This is a genomic window from Thalassotalea montiporae (assembly GCF_053485855.1).
In genome coordinates, this window is the sequence record NZ_JBQRUO010000002.1 from 279,965 (window position 1) to 306,379 (window position 26,415).

The window sequence follows — 26,415 nt, forward strand, 5'->3', positions numbered from 1 at the left end:
GTACATCAAGCGAGCTGCAACACAAAGCTTAACAGCTCGCCCTAGTTTACTGGTTTAATTAGCGCTTTATTTGTATCTCTCTAAATTTCATATAAAGTAGCTTAATACGCTCATATTCAAATGCAGAGCCTGTTTGGTAATACTTGAATGGTACATTAGCACGCCCATTCACACTGCGCAGTGCATCCAAAAACAGTTCTTCTTCACTGGTTAAATCTAACTCTTTAACTAGCTCTCGATAGCCAAGCGTGTCAACAGCTAGCCCAGTAGCATCCCTCATTGACGACGGGCCAAGTAAAGGTAAGACCAAGTATGGTCCAGAGCCTACGCCCCAGTAACCAAGGGTTTGGCCAAAGTCTTCATTTTGCTCTTTTAAGCCTATTGGTGAAGCGACATCAAATAAGCCAACAAGTCCAATGGTTGAATTGAGCGCAAACCGGCCAAAAGACGTTGCTGCCACATCAAATTTCAATTGCAACAAAGCGTTAGCCAGCGTTGGTAACTCGCCTAAATTACTGAAAAAGTTACTGACACCTTTTTCAACAGGATCTGGTGTAATGGCTTTGTAGCCGGAAACAATAGGCAGTAGCACGTATTCATCCGCTTTGGCATTAAAGTAATACATGCGACGGTTAAACCCTTCAAATGGATCAGCATAACGCTCAAATAACGAATGTTGCTTGATGTCGTCGGCTATTTTGACGCGCGGCGGCTCGGTGTTTTCAGTTAGCTGAGGCTTTGCTGAGCAAGCTGATAGCAACAGGGTAATGAGTGCCAACGCAATATGCTGAAAGTTTAGTGTTTTACGCTTCATAGGGTGCTAGCTCCAACAAATTGGCCACGCATATATTCAACAAAGCTGTGACGATCCATATTGCCGCAATGACCACCGCGCTCAAAAATTTGAGCGCGAGCTCCAAAAACCTCTCGTAAATAGTCCACTTCACCTTCGGCTAGAATGATATCGTCTTGGTTTGTCACCACAGTGACTTTTTCCGCCGATTTTAAGTAATCTTCAATTGCCACTAAACTCAAGCGCTCAATCATGTCGTCACGAGTAACGTTTGGCTCTAACTTCTGTGTCCAAGGCAACATATGGCGATCAAAGTATCGGGTAAAGGTAATGTCGTCAGCACGATGCATTGAATGAGTGATACTTTCAAATTTGCTGATATTATGATTTTTATAGATTAATGCACCGATATTGTAGGTTGCATCGATCGCAAACATCATATCTGCTGAAGACATGCGAAATGATGCGCCAATAAGTAACTTCAGCTCTTCTTCAGTCATCTTAGCACCAGCAAATAGCGAATAAATGCTTTCTTGTGAAAGCTCAGATGACTCCTGCAATGCATATTGCTCTGCTAAGCGATCGAAGATACGGTCAACCATGGCGACCGCCGCTGGGCGGTTGTACTCCAAGTCCAAATAGCCATCTAGTATTTGCACCGAATTGTATAGACTAACTGGCGGGTTAATGAGTACAACCTTTTCAAAGTTAAAGGCTTTAGCCTCTTCATCTAACTGAGAAATAAAAGCGGAGTGTGCCCCGCCCAAACTGTAACCAGTTAACGAGAAACTCGTCGCTTCAACATTGTGACTCGATTGCAGTTGCTCATAAATTGCCGACATCTTGGCATATAACGACTTAGCATCTTTGGCTAAATCGCCCACCATATCGTCGCGAGTTGTCGCATTAATGATGTAGTTCGGATAAGTTGGTGACGACAATGAAACAACATGGTAACCCTGACTAAACAGCGTTTTTTGCAATGTCTTCATTTTTGGGCTGTCATGAGCCGCGCCAGTACCAGCAATAACAAAGGCTAAAGGTGCTGAGTTAGGCTGCTGATTCAGCGTGTAGGCTAACTTTTGATTAAACCAAAAGACTTCAGGGATTTGTTCAACGGGACGAAATTCAAGTGTTAAGGTTTCACTGGGAATCGTTTTTGGCAGTTCTGCTGCGACTTCTTGGCAATACCCAGTCACCGTTGATTGGAACTTGGTATAAGGTAGATCACAAACCTTAGTTTTTTGATTCGCTGCCGCTTGTTGTTCAGGCTGCGTGGCAGTATGGCTGCAAGCAGTTATTGTAAACAACAAAGCTAGCCCTATTAAATTCCGCACATATCCTCCTTTAAGTAACGCTGTTGAACGTAACACAATATTGCTCATTCAATTAGACGATATTGTGACACAGAATCAGTAAATTGCCTCATATACCAAAAGATTTTCTTTTTTATCAAACAAGTAAAAAGCATGACTTAAAAAGCACTCACGCACTCCAAAATAGCAACTATACTCGTTTATATAACCATAATAACGATAAATCAGCGGCACCTGCCCGCTCAGCATTCAACTTTTACTTACCTAGCACATATTGGTGAGTCGCGAGCTGGAATGGCATTAGTTGAAAAGTGATGAGTTGGAAGGTGAGTAGTTGCCCAAAATAAGTTACTTAGGTTAAGTGAACCACGTTAACGCAAAAAATACCGCTGAAAAAAATTATCGCAAAAAAGTTACCAAATATATTGGTTTTCTACACTAGATGACCCACGTTCGGCAGTTGAAGTACCAAGGGGATTTCATGGTTAAGCATTTGTTTATTGCGGCACTATTGATGTGTTATTGCACCATTGTCTACAAAGCAATGGCGTTCGAGCATAGCCAACAAACTCACCAGGGTTTAGTTACTCAACAAAGTGCTCCTAATCCATCAAGTGGTAGTTTATTTGTTGACCCTTTACTCACTGAACCTTCAGTTGTTGAGCCTACATTTATTGATAGTGGTTCGCCTGAAACCTCTGCACAACAAACCATTCAAGAGACACCAAAGTCACAGCGCACATTCAATACTGAAGTAAGTTGGCTACAGCGCAACGAAATATACGCAGCACAAGCACTCCAAGCCGTAACAAATAATAAAGGAAGTGTTGAGAGTGAACCCAATATCGCCACTGATGCACAATTTTTATCGCCAGCAATTACGCAATATTCATTGATGCAGTTTTCTACTCAGCCACTTGCCTTAGCACCACAAACTGCTGAACTGGCAAAAGACAATGCCTATTTGCAAACAAGCTATGTGGTCGCTTCCTACCAAGCACTCAACATTGCTTTATCAGCCAAAATTGAGCAACTAGATACAACCGTTGCCACGTCATACTACGCCCCCGTTCCCAACTTATTTGAAACGCAAAACCTTATCGGCACTGACATTACCAGTGCAACATTTGGCATTATCGGGAACTATCGACTCACACCAAATTGGTCAATTGTAGGCGCAATTACTGCGACATCAGTTGCCGAAGATACAAAGCTCTCGACATTAGATGCCGACGCACTTGCCCATATGGCACTTATCGGCGCAAGCTATTCTTTCTAAATGTATTGTCAGTTAGTGAACGAAGCTTAAGGTGAACGACTAAACGAAGTGAAATAAGAGGCTATTTTAATGAATGCTAACGTTAACTTTTTCACAGTTAACTGAAAGCACTTTTACTCATCTGAAAACTGTGCCTTGATCTCAAGTACCTGAGGCATACAAGCCAAAAACTCTGGTACAAGCGCTGGGTCAAAGTGTTTACCAGCTTGTTCATTCAAAAAAGTAATAACCTCTTCGTCTGACCAGGCTTTTTTATATGGACGTGTTGAAGTCAGGGCATCAAAGACATCAGCAATAGCAACAATACGACCACTTAACGGTATTTCCTCACCTTTCAAACCGTTAGGGTAACCACTACCGTCCCATTTTTCATGATGTGTTAAAGCGACTTCTCGTGCTAGCGAGAGTAGCTCTGAATCATGGTTTCCTAAAATGTCGGCACCGTATTCAACATGCTTTTGCATAATTCGCCACTCATCTTCATTTAACCGACCTTCTTTGAGCAAGACATGATCAGGAATGCCGATTTTGCCAATATCATGCATAGGTGCGGCATAAAACAATAACTCTACCCATTCGGGCGCTGCGCCAATTCGCTCGGCTAAGAAACGTGCATAATAGCTCATGCGAATAACATGCATGCCTGTTTCATTGTCTTTGTATTCAGCAGCACGCCCTAAACGTTTGATGATTTCATGGCGTGTTTCTTCTATCTCCTCAGTTCGCTGCTTAACTTGCGCAGCTAATTCCCGCTGTTGATCATAAAGGGCTAAATGGGTGCGAATTCGCGCCAGCACAATTGGCATACTCACTGGCTTAGTAATGTAATCAACAGCGCCTAATTCAAAACCTCTACGCTCGTCTTCAGCTTCACTTTTGGCAGTCACGAATATCACCGGAATATCGCGCGTAATCGGATTGGCTTTTAATTGTTCACAGACTTGATAGCCGTCCATTTCAGGCATCATAATATCGAGCAAAATCAGATCGGGCTTTTGCTTGCCGCCTGCAATTCTTAACGCTAGCTTGCCTGATACTGACGCTTTGACCTTATATTGAGGTCTTAGAATACCGCTCAAGACATCAATATTGTCAGGGTTATCATCAACCACCAAAATGGTTTGTAAATCAGTATCGGCCATTACACTACCTTAGGTAAATCCTTCTATTTTTATAATATGAGTTCGTTAATAGACTTTTTTGTTCAAAATTAATTCAATTTATTAGCTCGGCATTCGTACACAAGATAAACCCCGTATGGCTTTGGCATTATTACTTTTGAAAACGAACAGGTAGTCCTGCCGCAAGCAATACTAATACATTAATGTCTTAAATTCATACAGTTATCTTCTTGTACCAGCTAAGGTTCGCTTTGCTAATTGCGAGGGTTAGTATCAATAAAAAATTGGCTACTCTGATATTTAGCCACAAATGCGCTTAACCCAGGGTATTCCCGGTACGTTTTTAACTCTCTAAACTCTGCCCAATCCAGCAAACAATAGAGGCAAATGGTTGGGTAGTGACTGCGATCAAATGCACCGTTAAGCACTTCTTGATCCAATACCTGATAAATATCGGCTATTCGTTCGCGCTGAATTCCATAGAACATATTATCAGCGTTGATATCGATGCCTGAGCGTATTGAAATCAGCTGCGTCACCAAAGAGTCATTGGCGGCATCAATTAAGGTAAGTAAATTTTCTTGTGACCAAGAGAAAGCGCGAATTCCAGCCTTATTCATAATATAGCGTGCAATTACACGTGAGTCGTAAATAGTTTGCTCATCGTCTACAAGTGCAGGAACTTTAAGTACCGGATTCTTTTCTTTGAGTTGTTCACGCCCTTCAGGCGAAAAAATATCAAGACTATCAAGCTGGCATTCAAGCCCATACTGCATGCAAAGTGCACGAATTCGACGGACGTAAGGAGAAGTAGAAGAACCGAGAAGCTGCATAATTATCGTGCCGTAATCACTGAGACTAACTATTAGCCTACTGCATAACTGATAATTAGCAATCGCCCCGTCTTAATTTAAACAAAGGGAACTAACTTAGCGAGGTTTGGCCGAGCAAGAATTGACTGAGCAGGAAGTAATACCAAGTAACTTGGCTAGCACTTTTGCCAATTAAGGACATAAAAAAGGAGCACCGCAGTGCTCCTTTTTCTCAGGTATTCATTACTCAATCAATATGATTAGAATAATTCGTCCTCAATATCGAATAACACTTCGCTTGATTGACGAGCGGTTTCGATCAATGACAAGCGACGCGGTAACAAGCGAGCGAAGAAGTAGCGTGCTGTTTTGATCTTGCTTTGATAGAAGTCATCACCACTGTCTACTTTTGCTAATGCCGCTTTAGCTTGCAGTGCCCACGTGTAGGCCATTGCGGTGTAACCAAATACATGCAAGTAATCATTTGCTGCTGTACCTAAGATATTAATATCGTTTTGGCTTTGCTCGATAAGGTGCGCAGTTAAAGACTCTAAGTCACCTAAGGCTTCAGCTAATGGCGCAACGAACTCTTGCAGTTCAGCTTGTGAATTTTCAGCAACAAACGCTTTCACTTCTTCAGCAAATGGTTGGAACAATGCCCCTTTAGAAGCCACAACTTTACGCGCTAGCAAGTCCATTGCTTGAACACCGTTAGTACCTTCGTAAATCTGCGTAATACGCGTATCACGAACTAGTTGCTCTTGACCCCATTCACGAATGAAACCATGACCACCGAATACTTGTTGACCTGTAACCGTTGACTCTAAACCTAAGTCAGTAAAGAAGGCTTTAGCAATTGGTGTTAATAAAGCAACTAAAGACTCACTTGTCTTCTGTGCGTCACCTTCACCGTAGGCAGAAATATCAAGCTTCATTGAAATGTATGAAGCAAGTGCACGCGAACCCTCTGTTAATGCTTTCATGTTCAATAACATGCGGCGAACGTCGCCGTGAACCATGATTGAATCAGCTGGTTGCTCTGGAGACTTTGCACCAGTTAATGCACGGCCTTGTAAACGCTCTTTTGCGTATTCAACAGCATTTTGGTAGCTGCGCTCAGCAGCAGCCATACCTTGAATACCAACGCCAATACGCTCGTAGTTCATCATAGTGAACATACATGCCAAGCCCTTGTTGATTTCACCAACTAAGAAGCCTTGTGCGTCGTCAAAGTTCATCACACATGTCGCTGAACCGTGAATACCCATTTTGTGCTCAATTGAACCACAGCTAACACCGTTTGGCTCAGCTAAGCTGCCATCGTCGTTAACATTAATTTTTGGTACTAGGAATAACGAAATACCACGAGGGCCAGCTGGCGCGTCTGGTAATTTAGCTAGTACTAAATGAACAATGTTTTCTGCTAAATCATGCTCACCTGCCGTGATAAAGATTTTGTTACCTGTGATGCGGTAGCTACCATCTTCTTGCGGGATCGCTTTGGTGCGAATCATACCTAAGTCAGTACCAGAATGTGCTTCAGTTAAACACATAGAACCAGTCCAATCACCAGCGTACATTCTTGTTAGGTATTTTTCTTTTAATTCTTCGCTACCGTGCTTGGCTAATGACAACGCCGCACCAGCAGTTAATGTCGGGTATAAAGAGAAAGAGATATCACCTGAGCACAACATTTCTTCATGAAGGCCAGTGATCATTTTCGGCATGCCCATACCACCGTACGCTGGGTCGCCGCCTAGTGCTGTCCAACCACCTTCAACGTAAGTTTGGAACGCTTCTTTGTAGCCAGTTGCAGTGGTCACTTTACCACTGTCAAAGCTTACGCCTTCTTCGTCACCAACACGAAGTAAAGGTGCAACTTCTTGCTCAGCAATTTTTGCACACTCTTGTAAGATGGCGTCCGCAGTATCGCGGTCTACGGTTTCAGCAAGCGCTGGCAATGATTGCCAAAGCTGATCCGCTTTTAACACATCATACAAAATAAAACTCATGTCTTTTAACGGTACTTGATATTCAGCCACGGTAAACCTCGATAATATTAAACAGGCAATTTAAACACGCGTTTAAATATAGTAAATTCACGCTGAATGTAAAGTAAAACCGCAAAAAATCGTGCTTTTAAGCATCAACTTAAAATTCGCTGGATTTCGCGGTATAGTCCACAAAGCCAGTAATTTTGAATTTTGGAACTATTCTTTGAAAAAGATTTTAGGTCTTTTAATTACTTACCTCAGCATTGTTGCAAGTTCAGCGTTTGCCGAACAACTGCGCTTTAGTAAATCTGATGCTGGCGATGGTTATGAGTTTAGCTATCAATGGGTCGACTATGCTCAGCAAACGCAAAACATGCGTTTTACCTTGCCGAAAAAAGCGCTATTTTCAAAATTTCGCAAGTTTCGCGCTTACAACCCAGATTTCGCAGTAAAGCATGTACAGCGAGAAGTACGTAAGTACCTTAAGCAAAACCCATTGTCAGGTATTAACATTAGCTATGGTAATGAACTCAGCGACATCAGTATTTCAGGGCGTAATCCAAGCGATGTTGCTAACGCAAGCCGAGAAATTCGAGCGCAAGAAACAGCCATTTTTAACGATTACTTAGCGAGCCAGTTTTATCATCAATTTACGGACCACCAAAATTCGCCTGGCATTAAACCGGATCACGTTCGCATTGCTCAAGAATCTGTTGCCATGCTCGCCTCCACCAAATCTGTGATCTTAGACATCGTGAATGTTAAAAATATCCGTTTGGTGACTAATTATGTGCTCGGTTTTGTGCAAAACATTCCTTACTCGCCACTTGAGTCACGATTAACATCTTCTGGTGCAGGCTTTAATGTGCCAGCGAAAGTGCTGTGGGAAAACCAAGGGGATTGTGATAGTAAAATGACATTAACCATTGCCATGTTGCGGGCATTAATGCCGCGCATAAAAATGGTGATGATTTATATCGACCAGCATGCTTTTATTGGTCTTGAAGTATTACCTGAACCAGGTGATGTCACCATAGTGCATCAAGGCAGAACCTTTGTATTAGGCGATCCAACAGGACCACGCTTAATGCCGCTAGGGCAATTGTCTTTTGAGTCAGAACAAGCGATTCGCGCCAAACACTACACTGCCGAGATATTTGACTAATCTGCTGAGTTATTTAACTAATCTACCGCGCTAAACTGCATTACTTTTATAATACTCTGGCAAAGGTCTTCCGCACTTACCGGCTTAGCAATATGCAAGTTCATTCCCGCAGCTAAGCTTGCACTTTTATCGTCAGAGCTGGCGTGTGCCGTCATCGCAATAATGGGTAAGTCTTTGAACTTATCTTGCTCGCGTATTTTTCTTGCGGCCGTCAAGCCATCCATTTCAGGCATTTGAATGTCCATCAACACCACATCGAAATGTGATTGTGCTAAACACTCAAGCGCAACGCGACCATTTTCAGCAACAACAACCTCTGCCCCCATGGAGGCCAATAACTCTTGGGCAACCATTTGATTTACTAGGTTATCTTCAACCAACAGTGCCAAAACACCAGCTAGTGTGCCCGCTAAAGGTGCATTCGCTGGTCGCTCGCTCTCTGCGCTCGGTAAACCAATTACCTCAGGCTGTTCTGCTCCTGCATTAACTTGAATTAGCTCAGGAGCATCGGTCACGACAGCCTCTTTGGGCATATGTTCGGGTACTTTCTCAATATCAGTGGCCGCTGTTTTTTCGCGCTGCAAATGATGATTTATCTTAGCTAAAGTGTAACGATAAAGCGGACTATCAAACAATAAATAAGGTGAACTTAAGCTGGACAATTGATTCGCAATCGACGGTGAGATTGTTGCCATAATTGGCTGGCATAAGCCAATAAGCGCAATGTTTTCACATGCCGACTCAACCGCCAACAGGTTATCATTAGTCGAGGCATGTTGTGCCTTATCGTCAGTACTAACTAATACAACTGCCCTTCCGCCTAGCTTAAGCGCCTTTAATTGCTCCAAGCTTTCAGCGTAATAGCACTGCCAATGATAGCTAGCAATAGCTTGTTGCATCGACACAGGCAATTCAAAGCCCAAACTGATAATGCTGATATCTGAACAAACCTTTTCTGTGATCGGTGCAGCCAGTCGCAACGGGATAACAAAGCTAAACTCGCTGCCTTGCTCGGGCGTAGAATTGACCTTGATTTGCCCGCCAAACAACTCAATGATTTGTTGGCTAATTGATAGCCCAAGGCCAGACCCCCCGTACTCTCGCGTCATTGACTCATCTGCTTGTACAAACGCATCAAACAATCGAGCTTGTTTGTCTAAAGGAATACCTATGCCAGTATCTGTCACGGCAAACTTGAGCAGTACATTTTGCTCATCTTTGCCCGCAACGGTGACACTGAGTGCAACCGAGCCTTGATGTGTAAATTTAATGGCATTATTAATCAGGTTGGTCAGTACCTGAGTTAGGCGCATTTCATCAACGATAACTTGAGCAGGTACATCAGCATCTATATCAACAGCAAGTGTTAATGCCTTTTGATGTGCCGCTAGCGTGTTAAGTTGTAAAACACGCTCAACAATGCCGTCAAAGTTTGCGGGTTCAAGGTTCAATCTGAGCTTGCCCGCTTCAATTTTTGCTAAATCTAAAAGTTCATCGATTAAGTGGAGTAAGGAAGACGAGGCACTTTGTGCATTAGTTAAGTATTGCTGTTGGAATGCACTCAAGCGAGTGTTTGATAACAGCGCAATCATACCTTGAATTGCATTTATTGGCGTACGGATTTCATGGCTCATGTTAGCCAAAAACTGACTTTTCGCCTGACTCGCTTGCTCTGCTTGCTCTTTGGCTGTTTGTAACGTTGATTGCACCGCGGTTTGTACTGAAACATCTCGCAAAATAGCAATAGAGCCTAGCGGTTGACCTGCTTCATTAAAATAGCGAGTACAGAAAACTTCATAGGTGTCACCGCTTGTTTCAATCAGGTCTTGATAACCAATGCGACTTTCTTGTTCCGGTAGTTCACTGAAGTTTTTCAATGCTTGTTGAACTGGCGGTAATAACAAGTTGTGAATATTCTTGCCAAGAAGGTCTGTTTCTCGGCTGCCGATATAGTTCTCGAAAGCTTTGTTACAGCCAGTTAGCAGGTGCTGATCGTCGTAAAATATAATAAATTCAGGAATGCCATTAATCACTGAGCGCAGCAATACATAAGCCCTTTTTTGCTCTTCACTACGCTCAATTAAGGCTTGTGTTTTCTCGGCTACACGCGAGTCCAGTGCGGCGTTTTGCTGCTTTAATTGCAATAATAAACTACTGTTTTCACCAAATATATTTTCCACTAAACGAAACCACGGCAACCACTCTTTTGTTGGCTTTACCTTGCCTGGGCTACCCTGTGCACAGTGCTCAATATGACTGATAAACTCTGTTGCAGGCTTAATAAAGGTTTTGCGTGTCATGACATAAACTAGAGCTAGAAACGCCACTAAGCCGCAATTAAACATGGTAATGTTAAAAGTGATACGATTTTTCACTTGTCCAGTAAAATCATCATACGCTTGATATTGAATTAAGCTCCAACCGTTTACCGCTAAATAGTGTTTTTGTAGTAACCAACCGCGATAAACCATATCTCCTTTAAAACTCATCAAATTCACTTGAGGTAAGGTTTGCAGGCTATCAGGAACGATATCACGCCATGTACTATTGGCAGTCATCTCTCTTTGATCTGAGGCTCGATGTACAAGCGCACTACCAACACGATTAATCAGCACATAGCCTTGCCGATCACCTTTCAGCGTTGGTAACTTTTGCTGCAAGCTTGCAAGGTCAACATCAATAACAATCGCGCCTTTAAAGTTACCATCAAGAAATACCCCTGTGCCAATTGCCGCTTTTAGTCCTTGACCCGCAGCATCTTGATAAGGCTCTGACCAGAAAAATGGCTCACCGGCTAAATTTTGCTGGCGCACTTGCCAAACAAAAGTTTCATTGAGCATATGGTCAGAATAGCGCCAAGCTTGATGACCAATCCAAGGAAAGATGCTGACAAAACGGTTCAACGATAAGTAGTAAAACCAAGTCGCATCAGGGTTATTGTGGCTTGCGGTGACAAACCCCGGCGTTAATGCATTTGCCATCGCCAGCTCTTGCCACATGGCTTGATCAAAGCCACTAATTTGACCTCGCCCAGTGATATTGCCGCGCAAGCGTTTGCGTTTTGTTAGCTCATCACGCGATGGGCTGTTTAGAAAATAACTATCCCCTTGCTGTACAAGTTCAGGCTGGTTTGTTAAAAGCTCTTCTGGGTGGTCTAGGTAATATTGTGCAAACTGCTTCAAGCCAAGCAAACTTTGCTGGCTTTGCTCAAGGCTGTGATTAAGAATTTTGGCTTGTTCAGCAAGTTCCTGCTGATTATGTTCAAGGCGATGTTCTAGTTCGTGATAATAGCGATATACACCGACAGCAATGGCAAATAATGACAATAAAACAAACAGCACAAATACCGCTAGGTTATAGCGACTAAACAAGTTTACTTGTGGGATGCTTCGGTTCACTGAGCCGTCTTTACAATGCAAATCAATATCTTTGGCAGTATATACGTAACTCAGCTATGGCGCACCACCAATACTGGTAAAGGCAACGTGAAATTCATAAAAAAATAGCCGACAAGTGCCGGCTATTTGTTAGTGATTCGTGTTGAAAACTTATCTTAAGAATAAGCCACGTAGTGCTTTAAACATAACGTCACGGTACTTCAAGATAAAGCGGTTTTTAGGTAACCAAGCTTTTGAATGTAAAACGGTTTTGGCTTTTGAGAAAGTTAAGAAACCTTCGTGACCATGATAGTGACCAATACCTGAATTACCTACGCCACCAAATGGCGCATCATCAGCCATTACGTGCATTGCCGTATCATTAATTGACACACCACCACTGTGGGTGTTTTTCAAAATATGGTCAATTTTCTGTGCATCTTTCGACATGATATACAGCGCTAATGGACGTGGACGATCATTAATAAAGCTGATGACTTCACTAATGTTTCGGTACGTTTTAATTGGCAAAATAGAGCCAAAGATCTCTTCCTTCATCACCTGCATACCATCATGCACATTCGTTAATAAATGCGGGTAGATCAAACGGCCATCACCTTCTTGTCGCTCTTTAACGGCATGAATATTCGCACCTTCAGCTTTCGCATCTTCTAGGAAGCGTTCAATACGTGCAAATTGGCGATCACTGACAATATGCGTTTGGGTATTGTTGTTTTTAGTCTCAAAGTGATATTCGCGGTAGCGCTTAACAAAGGTTTCAACAAACTCTAACTCGCGGCTTTCCGGCACAAACACATAGTCAGGAGCAACACAAATTTGTCCAGAGTTCGTTGACTTACCCACGATTACTGCGTCTACAGCAATATTCATATTGGCTGTTTCATCAATGATCGTCGGTGACTTACCGCCCATTTCTAAAGTGATCGGTGTTAAATTCTCAGCAGCGGCTTTAGCCACCATGCGGCCAACATTTGTTGAACCGGTGAAAATTAAATGATCGAATGGCAATGCCGAGAATGCCGCACCAACATCGGCTTCACCTTCGATAATGCTGATGTGATCACTGATCACAGAAACGACTTTACGCAATGCTTGGTTAGCGTGAGGCGTAAATTCACTCATTTTAATCATCACTCGGTTACCCGCTGCAATCGCTTGAATTGCAGGGCTAAGTGCAAGGAAAATTGGGAAGTTCCACGGCGTGATAATACCAACCACACCAAGTGGTTGATAATGCACTTTAACCGTTGATGGCGCCAACATTAAGCCAGCGTGACGCTTTGAGGGCTTCATCCACTTCTTCACGTTTTTCAGTGAGTAATTCACCGCCATAACCGTCGACAGTAAATCAGAAATTAATGTGTCAAACTCACTGCGGTAACCGTAATCTTGCTTAAGTGCGTCGTAAATTTCCTGCTCGTGAGCAATCAACGATTTTTTAAGTGCTAACAATACGTCTTTACGTGCTTGCAAACTTGGATATGGTGTTTGTTTAAAGTTTGAGGTCATCACCTCAAAATCATTGTTGAGCTGAGCTAGGTTATCTTGATGCTCGGCAAGGTTTGCAACATTACTCATAATATTCTCCACTCACGGTAGCTAAATCTTGAATTCTTTTAACTTTAATTAGTTAATTTTTAACAGCGACAACGCTGTCGATAATAATGCTCATTTCCTTAAGAAATTGGTCACGGGAAGATTCTTCCAGTAACAATCCTTTGCCTGCGGCAATCAAAGTAAACGCGATACCATCAGCATGCTCACTAGACACTAGATTATGGCGCGCTAAAAAATCAGCAAGTCGCGTTTTTAAACGCAATGGCCAATCATCCCCTGAGCACTTTTCTGACTGAAATACATCGTTCAGTACTTCTGTACCATGCGGGTTACTGACAATTTCAATCGCATCACCAATAAATATGTCAAACACTTGATGCAAGGTTTGCATTGGAGGCTGTTGATCATTGGTTAACGCCGCAAATATTCGGCCATACATCACCGAAAGATACGTATCTATTGTCCATTCATGACAACGTGTTTTAGAGCCAAACTTTTTATAAATTGACTGTCTAGACACTCCCGCTGCATTGGCAATTTCTTCCATCGATGTTTTGCGAACCCCATAACGGGCAAATGTTTCCAGAATATTTCTGGCACTTTCTTGTTCTTTAGTAAGTACAGCAGACAACGTCTAACCCTCAATAGATTGCAGACATAAATAACAAATTTGACGGTGGCCAATAATACACCACAACCACCCTATGTCAACAAAAGGGTTACAAAAAGAATTAAATATGTAAATATTGTCAATTATGAATCGGCTGTTCTAGACAATTAAGCCACCTACACAAGGCTAGTTTGAGTGTGATTCAACACCAATTATTTGTTTGCGTTACGAATTTATAGAAACGTGAGTTAACCAGACAAGAGCTGTTCGGTTAGTTTTAATGCTTTCAGTGGCTTGATAGGGATCAAGCAAAGTTATTTTTTGTGGACTTTCTCTCGCGAAGAAGGAACCAATATCGGGTAGCTTGCTATGATAAGCTAGCTAAATTTTTACGCCGGATACATTACACATGGTAAACAGCGCACATCGGTTATAACGAGGAGATTAAGGTATCAACAGTTTTTATCGACTTTTTTTTATGCTAAGCACCTTGCTTATTAGCCTGCATAGCCATGCCAACGGCGAAGATTACCAAAGTAAAGAATATTGGCAAACGCTGGCTGATCGCATTAAAGAAGATCCTAACCTCGTTATTGAAAAAGCGCTCAGTTTGCAGCAAAAGTTTAAGCAAGAACACCAAAGCTACAACGAGCTGCAAGCGATGGCAGTATTAAGTAGCGCCTTAGTTGCAACCAGTCAATTTGATCACGCAGAAATGGTGATTAACGAAGGGCTGGCGCGCGTTGACCGAGAAGGCTCAAGCATGCTCAAAATGCGATTTCTGCGTGAACAAATCTTGCTTACCCATGAGCGTGGTCAGTGGCAGCAGGTGATCATACTGTCATCTCACGCATTGGCACTTGCTGAGCAAGAAAACATGCCACGAATGATCGCCCACTTTCTTCACAATCGTTCGCGAGGATTAAGAGCGTCAAGTCAGAACCAACAAGCATTAGCAGACATGCTAAGGGCTTATCAAATTGCCAAAGCACACGATATGAGGCTTATTTTGGCGGAAATTGTGAATAGCATTGCGTTAGTGCACCAAAATCTTGGTCAATTTGACGAAGCAATTCATTATTTTAAAGAGGCACTGACATTTATCGATGCCGACAAAGACAAATTTGGCACCTCTATTTTGCTTTACAACATCGGAACGCTTTACATACATAAACAAGACCTAGCGCAAGCGAAAGAATATCTGCAACAAAGCTTAGCATTGAGCTTAACTTTGAATGACGAAATAGGCATCGCTTACGTACACAGTCAACTCGCCACTATTGCCTATAAAAATGGCGACTACCAAAGATCATTAAATCATATTGAGCAATCACTGCCGGTATTTAAACAAGCAAAAATTAACCAGTCGATTACTTTAGGTAAATTGAATTTGGCGAAAGTAACGCTAGCACAAGGGGATCACCAAACGGCGCTAAATATGTTGCTCACCCTTGAAAGTGACATCGCTAACTTAAACAACGATACTCATAGCAAAGGCTATTTGCTTGCTTTAGCTCGAAGCTACCAAAAAAGTAGCCTGTTTCAACGGGCATCTGAGCAGTATGAGGCTGCCATTGCTCATATTGAGAAAACCGCTAGCAAAAATAACAAAGAGTCACTGCAGAAAATTCAAACGCAGATGAATATTCAGCACGAACAGCAGAAAACTGAATTGCTAAAAAAAGAAAATGAACTGCAAAAACAACGTATTGCGCAGCAAGATTTAAGGCAAAAGCTAGTCTACCTTGTCGCCACCACCGTCGTGGCGTTGATATTAGTGATTCTGGTGATTTTGTTTCAGCAAATTCGATCACGCCGCAAGTTTATTCGTTTGGCGCTAAGTGACGAACTGACCGGCGCCCCTAACCGCCGAAATATTCGTGAAAAAGGCGCAGTCATGTTTAGCCAAGCAAAAACGAATACAACTGAACTGGCAGTTGCGGTGATTGATTTGGATAACTTTAAAACCATTAACGACAATTTTGGTCATGAAGCTGGCGACAACGTACTCAAAGCCTTCTATCAAGCATGTAAGCAGAGTATCAGGGCATCGGACAACATAGGGAGAATTGGCGGTGAAGAGTGGTTATTAATCATGCCTGCGGCTAGCGAGCAAAACATCACAGATGCATTCAAGCGGATAAGACAGACATTAAGCCAACAACAAATTTCCGGTGTTCCATCAACCCACCCAGTGACGTTTAGTATGGGGGCTGCTGCGATAAAAGCTGATGATAAAAAGCTCGACGACGTGATTAGACGCGCTGACAGCGCAGTCTATAAAGCAAAAGCACAGGGGCGCGATCAACTGACCTTAGCCAGTATTTAACTTAGTTTTACACAAGTAGCAAATGGTTGGGTAAGTTTTCTAGATCAAGCTTACTTTTGTTTTAGGCTTACTTTTATTTCAGACTTATAGGATGAGCGTATTTATAATTATCACAGCGCTGTGATAAATATAAAACCATCTAGAAACTACAAATTAGCTACGATTTAACGTAACAATGGCTGAGATTGCTAATCTTGCCAGTTCGTAATACAGTATTCTAACACTGTGATTTACTCTGCAGCTGTTTAATAGGCATTAACATTAGCCTCAGAATCAGCTTAATAAGCTCTTCATGCAAGACTCGTTAACACCACCAGACCTACCATAACGCCCGTAAATTCGTTGCTTTTAAACCACTTGCTTAAGCCTCAGATACTTTTGTAATCAATTCGTTATAATTTTGTGAAGATTAGTTAGAAACAAACCTCTACTTTTAGATTGTTGCTCAGCACATAAAATAAGAGGAAACAAAAATGAGATTTAACAAAGTTGTAACAGGCCTAGCGTTCGGGCTCGCAGCTTCAAGCTTCGCCAACGCGCAAACTATCGATATTAGCATTACCAACCTTACACACGCGCAAAACTTCACACCACGTTTAGTGATTGCTCATGACAACACAGTTGACGCATTTGAAGTGGGTGAAGAAGCTTCAACAGCACTAGCATGGTTAGCAGAAGCAGGCGTTATTGAAGACGAACAAAATGCAGCTTCTAGCGGTCAAAACTTCGAAGCCTTACTTGGACCAGAAGATACTGACAATGGCTCAAACACTTGGCACCGTTTTGGTGGTTTATTAGCGCCATCAATGACGCTTAGCTACCCATTCGATACCATGGACAAGCCTTACTTATCTTTACTGTCTATGTTAGTACCAACTAACGATGCTTTCGTTGGATTAGACTCAATTGTCATTCCAACAGAACCAGGCACATACACTTATTTCCTAAACGCATATGACGCTGGTACTGAATTAAACGACGAGTTAAACAGTGCACGTACCGATGTAACTGAAGCAGGTACAGGTAATGCATTAGGCGGCTATGGCGTACCTGGTGTTGCCGGTGGCGGCGCTTCTCCAGTGCCATTAGGCACAGGTGGTACAGGTGTTGGTGCCGTTATCGAAAGTGGTCAAGTTGAAGATGGTACAGACGGCCCAGTACACATTCACCGTAACGTTTTAGGTGACACAAGCGATTCAGGTGGCGCTAGCGACCTTGATTCTACTGTACACCGTTGGTTAAACCCTGTTGCTCGCGTTACTATTACTGTACCAGCACCATAAGTTGGAGGAGTAAATCATGAGAAAGTCAACACTTAGCGTGAGACTCCTGGTTTTGTCATTGGCATTAGGCCTAGGTGGCTGTTTTGATGACGGTGACGATGGCGCTGACGGTGCTCAAGGCCCTCAAGGTGAGCAAGGCCCAGCAGGTCCGGCTGGCCCAGCAGGTCCTGCGGGTCAAGATGGCCAAGATGGTCAGGACGGCACTGGCACTACAGCAGTCTACACAGTACAAATTACTAACTTAACTTACGCTCAACCATTCTCGCCAGCAGCAATTATTTTGCATGAGGCAGGTTACAGCGCATTCACCGATGGTGAGCCAGCTAGCGTAGCGATTGAAGAATTAGCAGAAGGCGGCAGCAACGCAAGTTTACTTAGCGAAGCGATGGGCTCTGTATATTACCTTGACTCACAATCAGGTAGTGGCCCAATTCCACCGCGTTCAATTGGTAATACTTATACGCTTGTTGTACCAGCGTTAGACACCGATAACCTTCGTCTATCGTTTGCAACCATGTTAGTGAATACCAATGATGCTTTTACCGCATTAAATGCGATGGATGTGAGTAACATGACTGTCGGCCAAAGCGCGAGCTTTATGACACCAACATGGGACTCTGGCACAGAAGCAAACACTGAAACGGCTGATACTATGCCTGGTCCTGCGGCAGCAGCAGCAGGTGGCGGCGGTGCAGCAGCTGGCTTCGATGCAGCGCGTGATGATTTATTTGATCGCGTACACTTCCATCGTGGTGCAACGACTAGCGCCAATGCTACCGACCCAAGCATGGAAGGTTTAAGTACGTCTGTGTTAACTGAAGGTCACCGCTGGGATAACCCTACGGCAAAAGTCACCATTACTCGTACTCGATAGTGATCGTGACGTTATTATTAACTTACTCTTAGCGGCGTAAGAAAAGTAAAAAGGCTTCCATTGGAAGCCTTTTTTATTGTATTTGACCCGTACTAAATAAGGTTGACACTTTTCCATCAATAAATAGGAGAGCGTAATGACACCAATTGCTAAAAGAACGCAACAGCAACGAACATCGTTATAGCTATTTCTATCGTGGAAATTCAAGAGCTTTTATTTATTCTTTCGTTGTTTGATACTTTCCTTGCAGTACCTGCTTAAAAAACTTTCCTTGTTCTGTGGGCTCAAACTGCCAATTTCTTATCAATTGAGGTGACCACTCAGGATCAAACACCCAAGCAACCCAAGAAATGCCGCGTGCAGCCATAAAATCAATAATACGAGGTCCATATTGACCATCATTATTGATAACAGGGACATGAGCACCCGGTGCGCTTTCATGAGACCAACCAAGTTCACTGGCAATCATCGGCGCTTTACTCGACACAAAGCCCCACTGTTCATGCCACAGCATATAAAAGTTATCCCTGCTATACACTTTGGGTTTGGCTTTTTGTGGATACGGGTGAACCGCATAAGCAATATTTTCGCGCTCAACTGGCATATGCTTTACAGGTCTTAAGTCATAAGCCCAGTTAAAGCCTGAAACCAATGGAATAACTTGCCGATCATAACTTCTGATCAGATCAATAAGTGCTTCCATCATCTCACGCCAGCGCGTCCACGTCATTTTACCGAGGCTATCGGTGCCATGACCAATATAGTCATTGGTTGGTTCATTAAACAATTCATAAACGGCAACCGTTGGCACGTTTTGATAACGAAATGCAATTTGCTGCCAAAACTTAAGGGTTTCTTGCCACGATGTTTCATACATTGGATGTTGATATAGATTAGCTTGCAAATTGCCGATGGAGTGCCAATCAATGATTAAATAGATCCCCAGTTCATTGGCCCAGCGCACCGCCTGATCCAGATACGCCAAATAGCCTGATTGCCCGGCATTTCGCCATGCAAGTGGATGGATTGGAATTCTGATGGTATTGGCTTGCCAGCGAGCTATTTCGTCAAATAAGGCTTTCGACCACAGGCCTTGCTTGGCAAGTTTATCAGGATCGGCAATGCTCACTCCGGTAAAGTGAAACTCGCCTCCCTGCTCATCAACAAACTGGTTACCTTTGACGTGAATAAAGGGTTGTGGCTTTAATGCACTCTTATCAAAAGCCTTGGGATATGACTCAGTCCACCAAGTATCCGCCATTGCTTGATAACCACAACTTAAGATAACTAAAAACATCAATATCAATTGTTTCATACTAGCTCCTTTAGCCAGAGCAAAAACTGCTATTCGGCTCTGTTGTTCGGCTCTGTTATTCAGCTCTGTTATTCTGTAAGGCTCTCTTATGTAGCAAAGTGAATAGGCTGTAGTGATTCGCGCTCAACAAATACCGGGTCGAAATGAAGACTTGTTTGCTGACAAGAAATGCCATACACATCATTAAGCACCCTATTCGCCACTTCACGCCCTATTGACGCAATGGGGTAATCAACACTTGCTAGCTTGGGGTAGGTGTAAGCAGCAATGTTGGCATTGTCAAAGCCGACAATAGATAATGCAGAAGGCAAGTCGAAACCAGCTTCTCTTGCAGCGGCCATCACCCCGCAAGCAATTTCATCACTACCACAAACAACTGCCGTAAACTGGCAGCCGCGCTTTAATAGTGTTTCGAAGGCCGCGATACCACCTTGTTGGCTGAATTCACTTTCAACATACAACTGAGGATCGTAAGTAATTGCCGCACCAACCAGCGCCTGACAATGCCCTTGCCATCGCGCTCTGGCATCTTGCTTACGCATTGGCCCACTAATATAAGCGATATTTTGGTGCCCTGCTGTAATCGCCGCTTGCGTTGCAATAATTCCGCCCAGCTTGTTATTCAAACTAACACAATGCGTTGAACAACTTTCAATATCACGATTAACAATAAGAATTGGCGTATTCGACTGGCTTAGTTCAGCAAGGTATTCATCGCTGAGCGCTTCAGCGTGAATCACAATGGCATCACAATGTCGATCAATCAAAAACTCGATCCCTTGCTTTTCCATGTCAGCATCGCTATGACCCGCGGTTACGATCACATGTTTATTGTGTGCTCTTAATTTACCCTCGATTGCTCCCGTTAAGGTGCCAAAAAAGCTACTGTGCAGTTCGCCAACTAAAATGCCAATACAGTCAGTTCGTTTAGACGCTAAAGACTTTGCCACTTTGTTCGGTCTAAACTGCAACTGCGCCATGGCATGATGTACCTTTTCCCGTGTTTTCGCAGAGACACTTGGGTGCTCATTGATCACCCGAGAGACAGTCGATGCACCACACCCAGCCAACTTAGCCACCTGATAAATCGTCGACATAAAACCGGTTCCAATTCTAGTTGATTAAAAACATATGAGTCAGCTATAAACAGCAAAGCCACTGCAAACCTCAGATACTTTATACATAGGTAAATCAGGTAAATTCAATTTCACCTCATCTTTTTGAACAATTATTGACCAATTAATAATCTTTGTATAGATTTATTTGGAAGCGCTTCCATTTTTAAGTAGATGCTATTAAATGAATATGTCACCAAGTACTCACCATGTAATTCTATCGACGCGAGAGAAAATTGCCTATGCACTGGGTGATACCGCAAGTAATTTGTACTGGCGCTTGTTCGATGTGTTTTTGTTTATCTTCTACACCGATGTCTTTGGTATTCCAGCCGCCACTGTAGGCACTATGATGCTAGTTGCGCGCTTGATTGATGCCTTTTCCGACCCCTTAATGGGGGCTATGGCTGACAGAACCAATACGCGCTGGGGAAAATTTAGGCCGTATTTGATCTGGGGTAGCATACCCTTGTTGGCCGCGGGTGTGTTGACTTTTACTGTGCCTGATCTTGATGAGCCGGGCAAAGTGATTTGGGCCTATCTAACCTATGTGTTTATGATGCTCGCTTACACCTTCATCAATGTGCCTTATGGCGCCATGATGGGCATCATGACCTCAGATACACAGCAGCGAACAACGCTCAGTAGCTTTCGTTTTATTGGCGCATTTAGTGGCGGCACTATCGTCGCCTACTTTACGCCTAACCTAGTTAATTGGTTAGGTGCTGGTAATGTTGAAACTGGCTGGCAGCTTACTTTACTACTCTATGGCGCTATTGCTTTGGTTATGTACACCTTGTGTTTTGCTCTTTGTAAAGAGCGCGTGCAGGCAATCGCCCCACAAAAACACTCGCCCCTCACCGACATTAAAGATTTACTGCGTAACAAACCTTGGCTGGTGCTATTTATTTTGGCACTGGTGATCATGCTAACCATTTCGATTCGAGCCAGCTCAGGGACGTTTTATTTAAAATACTTTCTTGAACGCGATGACCTGATCAGCAGCTATATGACGCTTTACATGGTCTCACTCGCAGTAGGTGCCGCGAGTACCCCGTTATTGACTCGCTGGTTTGATAAGCGAGAGCTGCTAATCGGCCTAATGGTCGCGGTTGCGCTGCTCACTTGCAGCCAATATTTTTTCACTAAAGATCAATTGACGGCGCACTACATTGTTCAGGCACTCATCGGTTTATGCCTAGGCCCGAAATCTCCTTTGGTGTTTTCTATGTATGCTGATACAGCAGACTATTCTGAGTGGCGCACCTCACGGCGTTCAACGGCCATGGTGTTCTCTGCGGCGGCGTTTTCCCAAAAACTTGGCGGTGCATTAGCAGGGGCAATTATTGGCATAGTGCTTGGCAGTATGGGCTATCAGCCCAATATGTCGCAAACCCCAGACTCTCAGCACGGCATTGTTCTCCTGATGACGGCGATCCCCGCACTATTTGCGCTATTCGCGGCTGTTTGTATCTATTTTTATCCACTGACCAATACCCAGCTAACCCTGATCCAAGCGCAATTAGCTGAGCGCAAGAGGCTCGCAAATGATGAAGGCTAGCCAGCCAATTTATACCGTAGCAGCTGATAAGCCTGACGTTTGCTTGCACAGCCCAACAGCCATGCCTGATGCCTGTGGTTTTTTGTGGAATGCTCAGATGATGATCCAAATGAATTGTCGCGGCTACGCTAACGCCCAGCATATGCAACCAGAGCCAGCAAAATACAGCAAAGGCCCAGCCATAGAGGCAACCACCTTTATGCAGCCAGAGCATCATTATTATAGCGACCATCCTGGCAGATTTTTCTACATAAAAATCGATAACAAGCCACTGCTCTCTTTGCCTTATGCGCCAGTGAATACAACGCCTGAGAGCTTCAAATTTATTCATCGTTTAGATGAAATTATTTGGCAAATTGAACACTATGGTATTCGTTTTACCGTAACGCTCACCTTAGGTGACAAGGTGGTAGAGCACTGGTCATGCGATATTGAAAATCTGACCCCTGCGCCGATCAACTGTGTCATTTATCCCATGTTTTCGATTGGTTATATGTCATGGATGAATCAATCAGCATATTACGACAGCTCGCTAAAGACCATCATCGCGACTTCGATAACGCCGTATCAACACACCCAAGATTTCGACAAAATTCGTACTTTCAAAGACATCACTTTTTTTACTAGTGAGGTTGAACCTGACAGCTGGACATGTAACAAAAACCGCTTTATTGGCAATGGTCACCTTGTCGCACCACAAGCCATAAATGCAGACTATTTAGCTCAATATGCAGCCAATTACGAAGTGCCTATTGGTGTGTTTCAGCACAACTTGTGCTGCCAACCACAACAGAGCAAAACGCTGCGCTGGCGATTTGGCGCGGTTAATGCGAAGGAAGAAATTCAAGCACTAATTGATTTTAATCGTACTGCCGTGAAAAACTTTAAGCTCAGTGACACTGAAGGCAAAAACACAAGCTCAAGCTTGAATTTCGCTGAGCACCACAAATTAACTACTGATACCAACAAAAGTGCAGCACCACTAAGCATCAAAAGCCCAGATACGCTATTTGATAATTTCGTTAATCACTGGCTGCCCCGCCAGCTAAGCTATCATGGACAATTGCATCGGCTCACCACAGATCCTCAAACCCGTAACTTTTTGCAAGACAGCATGGGAAACGTTTATCTAGCGCCCACAGGCGCCAAATCTCAGTTTCTTAAAGCACTTTCGCAACAAGCATTAAGTGGTGCGATGCCAGACGGTATTCTGCTGCACAGTATGGCGACGCTAAAATATATCAATCAGGTTCCCCACTCAGATCACAACGTCTGGCTAATATGGTTTGTTGAGGTTTACCTGTCGGAAACTGACGATACCAGCTTGCTTAACGAAACAGTCGGTTTTAGTAATAGCAGCGAAGTCGCATCTGTTTATCAACACCTAAATTTAGCCATGGAATATCTACTGGCTAATATTGATAAACGTGGATTAAGTTTGATCAAACAAGGAGATTGGTGCGACCCAATGAATCACGTTGGCAAGGACGGTAAAGGGGTTTCAGTCTGGTTAAGCATGGCCACTAGTCGAGCCTTTGCTAAGTGGTCAGCAATTTGTGAGCGGCAAAACGATATTGCCAATGCTAAACGCTGGGCCGAGCAAGCCGATGCACTGAATGCCGCAATCGAAGAAAATTTTTATCAGGGTAGCTGGTACGCACGCGGTATCACAGATGATGGCCGAACATTTGGCACGATAAACGATACTGAGGGGAAAATTTATCTAAACACCCAAAGCTGGGCAATGTTGTCCCTGCCGCTATCGAATCAACGCATTGATGAGCTAATCAACGAGGTTACTAAGCAACTTGAAACCCCCTACGGGCCCATGATGCTAGCACCAGCTTATACAGCAATGGTTGAGGATATTGGCAGGCTCACACAAAAGTCGCCAGGCGTTGCTGAAAACGGCTCAGTATACAATCATGCCGCGATGTTTTACGCCGCCGCTCTTTATCAACAGCAAAAATCTGAGCTTGCCTTTGCCTTGCTCAAACGCGTTATCCCGTCGGTTAAGCATGCCAAGCAACAAGGGCAACTGCCTGTTTATCTGCCCAATTATTATCGCGGGGCCTATTATCAGTTTCCGGATATGGCCGGACGCTCTAGCCATTTGTTCAATACTGGCACAGTCGCTTGGTTTTATCATAGCCTGATTAAAGGGATGCTTGGATTAGATGGCAGGCCCGAGGGGCTGTTTGTTCAGCCACAATTGCCCAAAGCGTGGCAGTTTCTTTCCCTATCGCGGATCTTTAGAGGACATCACTATCAACTCAACTATATACGAAAGCCAGAAGTTAGCTCGCCCTACTGGCAAGTTAGTAACGATAAACAAGCATTAACCCAGCCTTTACCAATCACCGACCAAGTGATTGCCGTCGTATTTTCTTAGATAACAGCTAAGCAAATGAACAATAAACAAATACTTATTATCGGCCCAAGTGGCTGCGGCAAATCCAGCCTTGGCCAAGTACTAGCGACAAAATTAGGCTGTGATTTTCTTGATGCTGATAATGTTCACTCACCCGCTGCGATTACTCAAATGAAGCAAGGGATCCCGCTAACGGAAGAGCTCAGAGCCCCTTGGTTGGCAAAACTAACGAAATTCCTAAACGAGTATGCTATCAATAAAGCGAGCGTGGTAATGGCGGTATCATGCCTTAAAAAAGCACACCGAGAGCTACTTAAACGTTATTGTAATCAGCCAGTCATTTTTTATCTGGACTTATCTGAAAGCTTGCTACACGAGCGTTTAACTAATAGAAAAGAGCATTTTTTCCCAGCAGCATTGCTTGATAGCCAATTAACGACTTTAGAAAAACCAAGGCAAGATGAAGAAGTTATAACGCTTGATGCGAGCTTACCGATAATAGCCTTATGTCAAGCGTGTATCGAGCAGGTTAAGCAAGATTGATTCTTCTTAAACTTACTCGGCTTTAAAAGGGCTACTAACTGGCTTCAAGTTCTTGATAGCAGGCTAATAGTGCCTGTGTCAGCTTATGCTTTGGCGCCATATGAATTAGTGGCGACTTTTGTTGATGTGATTCACGCATTTTTACCGACTGTGGAATATAGTCAGCAATAACCGGGTATCCTTCCTCAATCAGCTCTTGAATAATGAGGCCCGGTAAATTGGCATTCACCATATACTGGTTGGCAATAATACCTTCTACGTGCAAATTTTCGTTATGATCTTCTTTAATCTCTTGAATTTGCTGCTGCAAGCTATACAGGCCCTGACGCGCAAAGTCGTCACAATCGATAGGAATTAAACAACTATCTGCCGCAATTAAAGCAGACAGGCTGTAAAAATTCAGCGCAGGTGGTGTGTCAATGTAAATACGGTCAAAATCATCACGTAAAGTCGCTAGTGCATCGCGTAATTTATAGATTTTGTGACGACTATCGAGTTCACTTTCAAGCTCTTTAATTCGCTCAGAGCCACGGATAATAAACAAGTTCTCGTAACTCGTTGGTTGGCAATACTCAATGATAGGACGTTTGCGTAAATGAAAGGTAATGGTCTGTTCAAATAGCGCTGCGATAGAGTCATCGTCGCTAATATCAAGTGCTGATAAATAAGAAGAGGTATTGCACTGAGTATCAAGGTCTATCACTAAGGTACGTAAACCACTTGCAGCCGACATCGCGGCAAGATTAACAGCAAGGCTTGATTTACCTACCCCACCCTTTTTATTAAAAAGCACTCGGATCATGAATTTCCCTATCAACTCTTTGTAAGTAGTAACAATTAATACTTACTCACGTTAACAAATAATAAGCAACCTCGCTATGCCGAAAAGGACTAAATAAGTTCAACTATTGCTGACAATAACTAGAGTAACAGAGCGGTGGCGGTGGTTTTATTGAAACAACCGAGTGACTAGCTGATC

At 43.3% G+C, this 26,415-nt stretch carries 19 protein-coding genes; 8 read left to right on the forward strand and 11 right to left on the reverse strand.

Translation table 11 applies throughout. The features are described from left to right. Positions 1 to 58: 58 nt before the first annotated feature. Entirely contained in the window at positions 59 to 814 is a 756-nt protein-coding gene (locus tag ACSLUR_RS07850; protein ID WP_448553386.1) for an MlaA family lipoprotein, read from the reverse strand. After that, the gene (locus tag ACSLUR_RS07855; protein WP_448553388.1) at positions 811 to 2,130 is read right to left on the reverse strand and encodes a hypothetical protein; all 1,320 of its coding nucleotides are present in this window, start codon (positions 2,128 to 2,130) and stop codon (positions 811 to 813) included. Before ACSLUR_RS07855 ends, ACSLUR_RS07850 begins: the two co-directional genes overlap by 4 nt. A gap of 460 nt (positions 2,131 to 2,590) precedes the next feature. On the opposite strand from ACSLUR_RS07855, the gene ACSLUR_RS07860 reads away from it, so the two are divergent. Beyond that, complete coding sequence (locus tag ACSLUR_RS07860) at positions 2,591 to 3,388, forward strand: hypothetical protein (RefSeq protein ID WP_448553390.1); 798 nt, start codon at positions 2,591 to 2,593, stop codon at positions 3,386 to 3,388. 113 nt (positions 3,389 to 3,501) lie between these two features. Here ACSLUR_RS07860 and ACSLUR_RS07865 read toward each other — a convergent pair whose 3' ends face one another. The 3 genes from ACSLUR_RS07865 to ACSLUR_RS07875 form a co-directional block, all read right to left on the reverse strand. Next, positions 3,502 to 4,530, reverse strand: a complete 1,029-nt coding sequence (locus ACSLUR_RS07865; protein ID WP_448553392.1) for an HD-GYP domain-containing protein — start codon at positions 4,528 to 4,530, stop codon at positions 3,502 to 3,504. A gap of 233 nt (positions 4,531 to 4,763) precedes the next feature. Continuing rightward, entirely contained in the window at positions 4,764 to 5,342 is a 579-nt protein-coding gene (locus ACSLUR_RS07870; protein WP_448553394.1) for a glutathione S-transferase family protein, read from the reverse strand. A 239-nt stretch (positions 5,343 to 5,581) separates the two neighbouring features. Further along, on the reverse strand, positions 5,582 to 7,363 hold the full coding sequence (locus ACSLUR_RS07875; RefSeq protein WP_116001553.1) for an acyl-CoA dehydrogenase C-terminal domain-containing protein: 1,782 nt from the start codon (positions 7,361 to 7,363) through the stop codon (positions 5,582 to 5,584). A gap of 175 nt (positions 7,364 to 7,538) precedes the next feature. On the opposite strand from ACSLUR_RS07875, the gene ACSLUR_RS07880 reads away from it, so the two are divergent. Next, entirely contained in the window at positions 7,539 to 8,480 is a 942-nt protein-coding gene (locus ACSLUR_RS07880; RefSeq protein WP_448553396.1) for a hypothetical protein, read from the forward strand. A 17-nt stretch (positions 8,481 to 8,497) separates the two neighbouring features. Here the strand turns inward: ACSLUR_RS07880 and ACSLUR_RS07885 are convergent, their stop codons facing one another. The 3 genes from ACSLUR_RS07885 to ACSLUR_RS07895 form a co-directional block, all read right to left on the reverse strand. Then, entirely contained in the window at positions 8,498 to 11,878 is a 3,381-nt protein-coding gene (locus tag ACSLUR_RS07885; RefSeq protein ID WP_448553399.1) for an ATP-binding protein, read from the reverse strand. A 150-nt stretch (positions 11,879 to 12,028) separates the two neighbouring features. After that, entirely contained in the window at positions 12,029 to 13,456 is a 1,428-nt protein-coding gene (locus ACSLUR_RS07890; protein ID WP_448553401.1) for a coniferyl aldehyde dehydrogenase, read from the reverse strand. 52 nt (positions 13,457 to 13,508) lie between these two features. Further along, on the reverse strand, positions 13,509 to 14,066 hold the full coding sequence (locus tag ACSLUR_RS07895; RefSeq protein ID WP_448553403.1) for a TetR/AcrR family transcriptional regulator: 558 nt from the start codon (positions 14,064 to 14,066) through the stop codon (positions 13,509 to 13,511). 457 nt (positions 14,067 to 14,523) lie between these two features. Between ACSLUR_RS07895 and ACSLUR_RS07900 the strand changes: the two genes are divergently transcribed. The 3 genes from ACSLUR_RS07900 to ACSLUR_RS07910 all read left to right on the forward strand — a co-directional run bounded on the left by ACSLUR_RS07900 (position 14,524) and on the right by ACSLUR_RS07910 (position 18,531). Continuing rightward, positions 14,524 to 16,374, forward strand: a complete 1,851-nt coding sequence (locus ACSLUR_RS07900) for a tetratricopeptide repeat-containing diguanylate cyclase (RefSeq protein ID WP_448553405.1) — start codon at positions 14,524 to 14,526, stop codon at positions 16,372 to 16,374. 473 nt (positions 16,375 to 16,847) lie between these two features. Beyond that, positions 16,848 to 17,657, forward strand: a complete 810-nt coding sequence (locus tag ACSLUR_RS07905; protein ID WP_116001563.1) for a spondin domain-containing protein — start codon at positions 16,848 to 16,850, stop codon at positions 17,655 to 17,657. 16 nt (positions 17,658 to 17,673) lie between these two features. Then, positions 17,674 to 18,531 carry a spondin domain-containing protein gene (locus ACSLUR_RS07910; RefSeq protein ID WP_448553408.1) on the forward strand — a complete coding sequence of 286 codons (858 nt, stop codon included), beginning with the start codon at positions 17,674 to 17,676 and terminating at the stop codon, positions 18,529 to 18,531. 217 nt (positions 18,532 to 18,748) lie between these two features. Here ACSLUR_RS07910 and ACSLUR_RS07915 read toward each other — a convergent pair whose 3' ends face one another. Together ACSLUR_RS07915 and ACSLUR_RS07920 are read right to left on the reverse strand one after the other, a co-directional pair. After that, positions 18,749 to 19,846: a glycoside hydrolase family 5 protein gene (locus ACSLUR_RS07915; protein ID WP_448553410.1), complete on the reverse strand. Its 1,098-nt coding sequence runs from the start codon at positions 19,844 to 19,846 to the stop codon at positions 18,749 to 18,751. A gap of 86 nt (positions 19,847 to 19,932) precedes the next feature. Further along, positions 19,933 to 20,943, reverse strand: a complete 1,011-nt coding sequence (locus ACSLUR_RS07920) for a LacI family DNA-binding transcriptional regulator (RefSeq protein ID WP_448553412.1) — start codon at positions 20,941 to 20,943, stop codon at positions 19,933 to 19,935. A 202-nt stretch (positions 20,944 to 21,145) separates the two neighbouring features. Here ACSLUR_RS07920 and ACSLUR_RS07925 point away from each other — a divergent pair, with 202 nt between their 5' ends. Genes ACSLUR_RS07925 through ACSLUR_RS07935 form a run of 3 tightly spaced genes read left to right on the forward strand, consistent with a single transcriptional unit; the run spans position 21,146 to position 25,436 of the window. Continuing rightward, positions 21,146 to 22,522: an MFS transporter gene (locus tag ACSLUR_RS07925; RefSeq protein WP_448553414.1), complete on the forward strand. Its 1,377-nt coding sequence runs from the start codon at positions 21,146 to 21,148 to the stop codon at positions 22,520 to 22,522. Continuing rightward, complete coding sequence (locus tag ACSLUR_RS07930) at positions 22,509 to 24,914, forward strand: GH36-type glycosyl hydrolase domain-containing protein (protein WP_448553416.1); 2,406 nt, start codon at positions 22,509 to 22,511, stop codon at positions 24,912 to 24,914. Before ACSLUR_RS07925 ends, ACSLUR_RS07930 begins: the two co-directional genes overlap by 14 nt. 15 nt (positions 24,915 to 24,929) lie before the next feature. Next, complete coding sequence (locus ACSLUR_RS07935) at positions 24,930 to 25,436, forward strand: gluconokinase (protein WP_448553418.1); 507 nt, start codon at positions 24,930 to 24,932, stop codon at positions 25,434 to 25,436. 34 nt (positions 25,437 to 25,470) lie between these two features. Here the strand turns inward: ACSLUR_RS07935 and ACSLUR_RS07940 are convergent, their stop codons facing one another. Continuing rightward, positions 25,471 to 26,238 carry a ParA family protein gene (locus ACSLUR_RS07940; protein WP_448553420.1) on the reverse strand — a complete coding sequence of 256 codons (768 nt, stop codon included), beginning with the start codon at positions 26,236 to 26,238 and terminating at the stop codon, positions 25,471 to 25,473. Positions 26,239 to 26,415 lie beyond the last annotated feature (177 nt).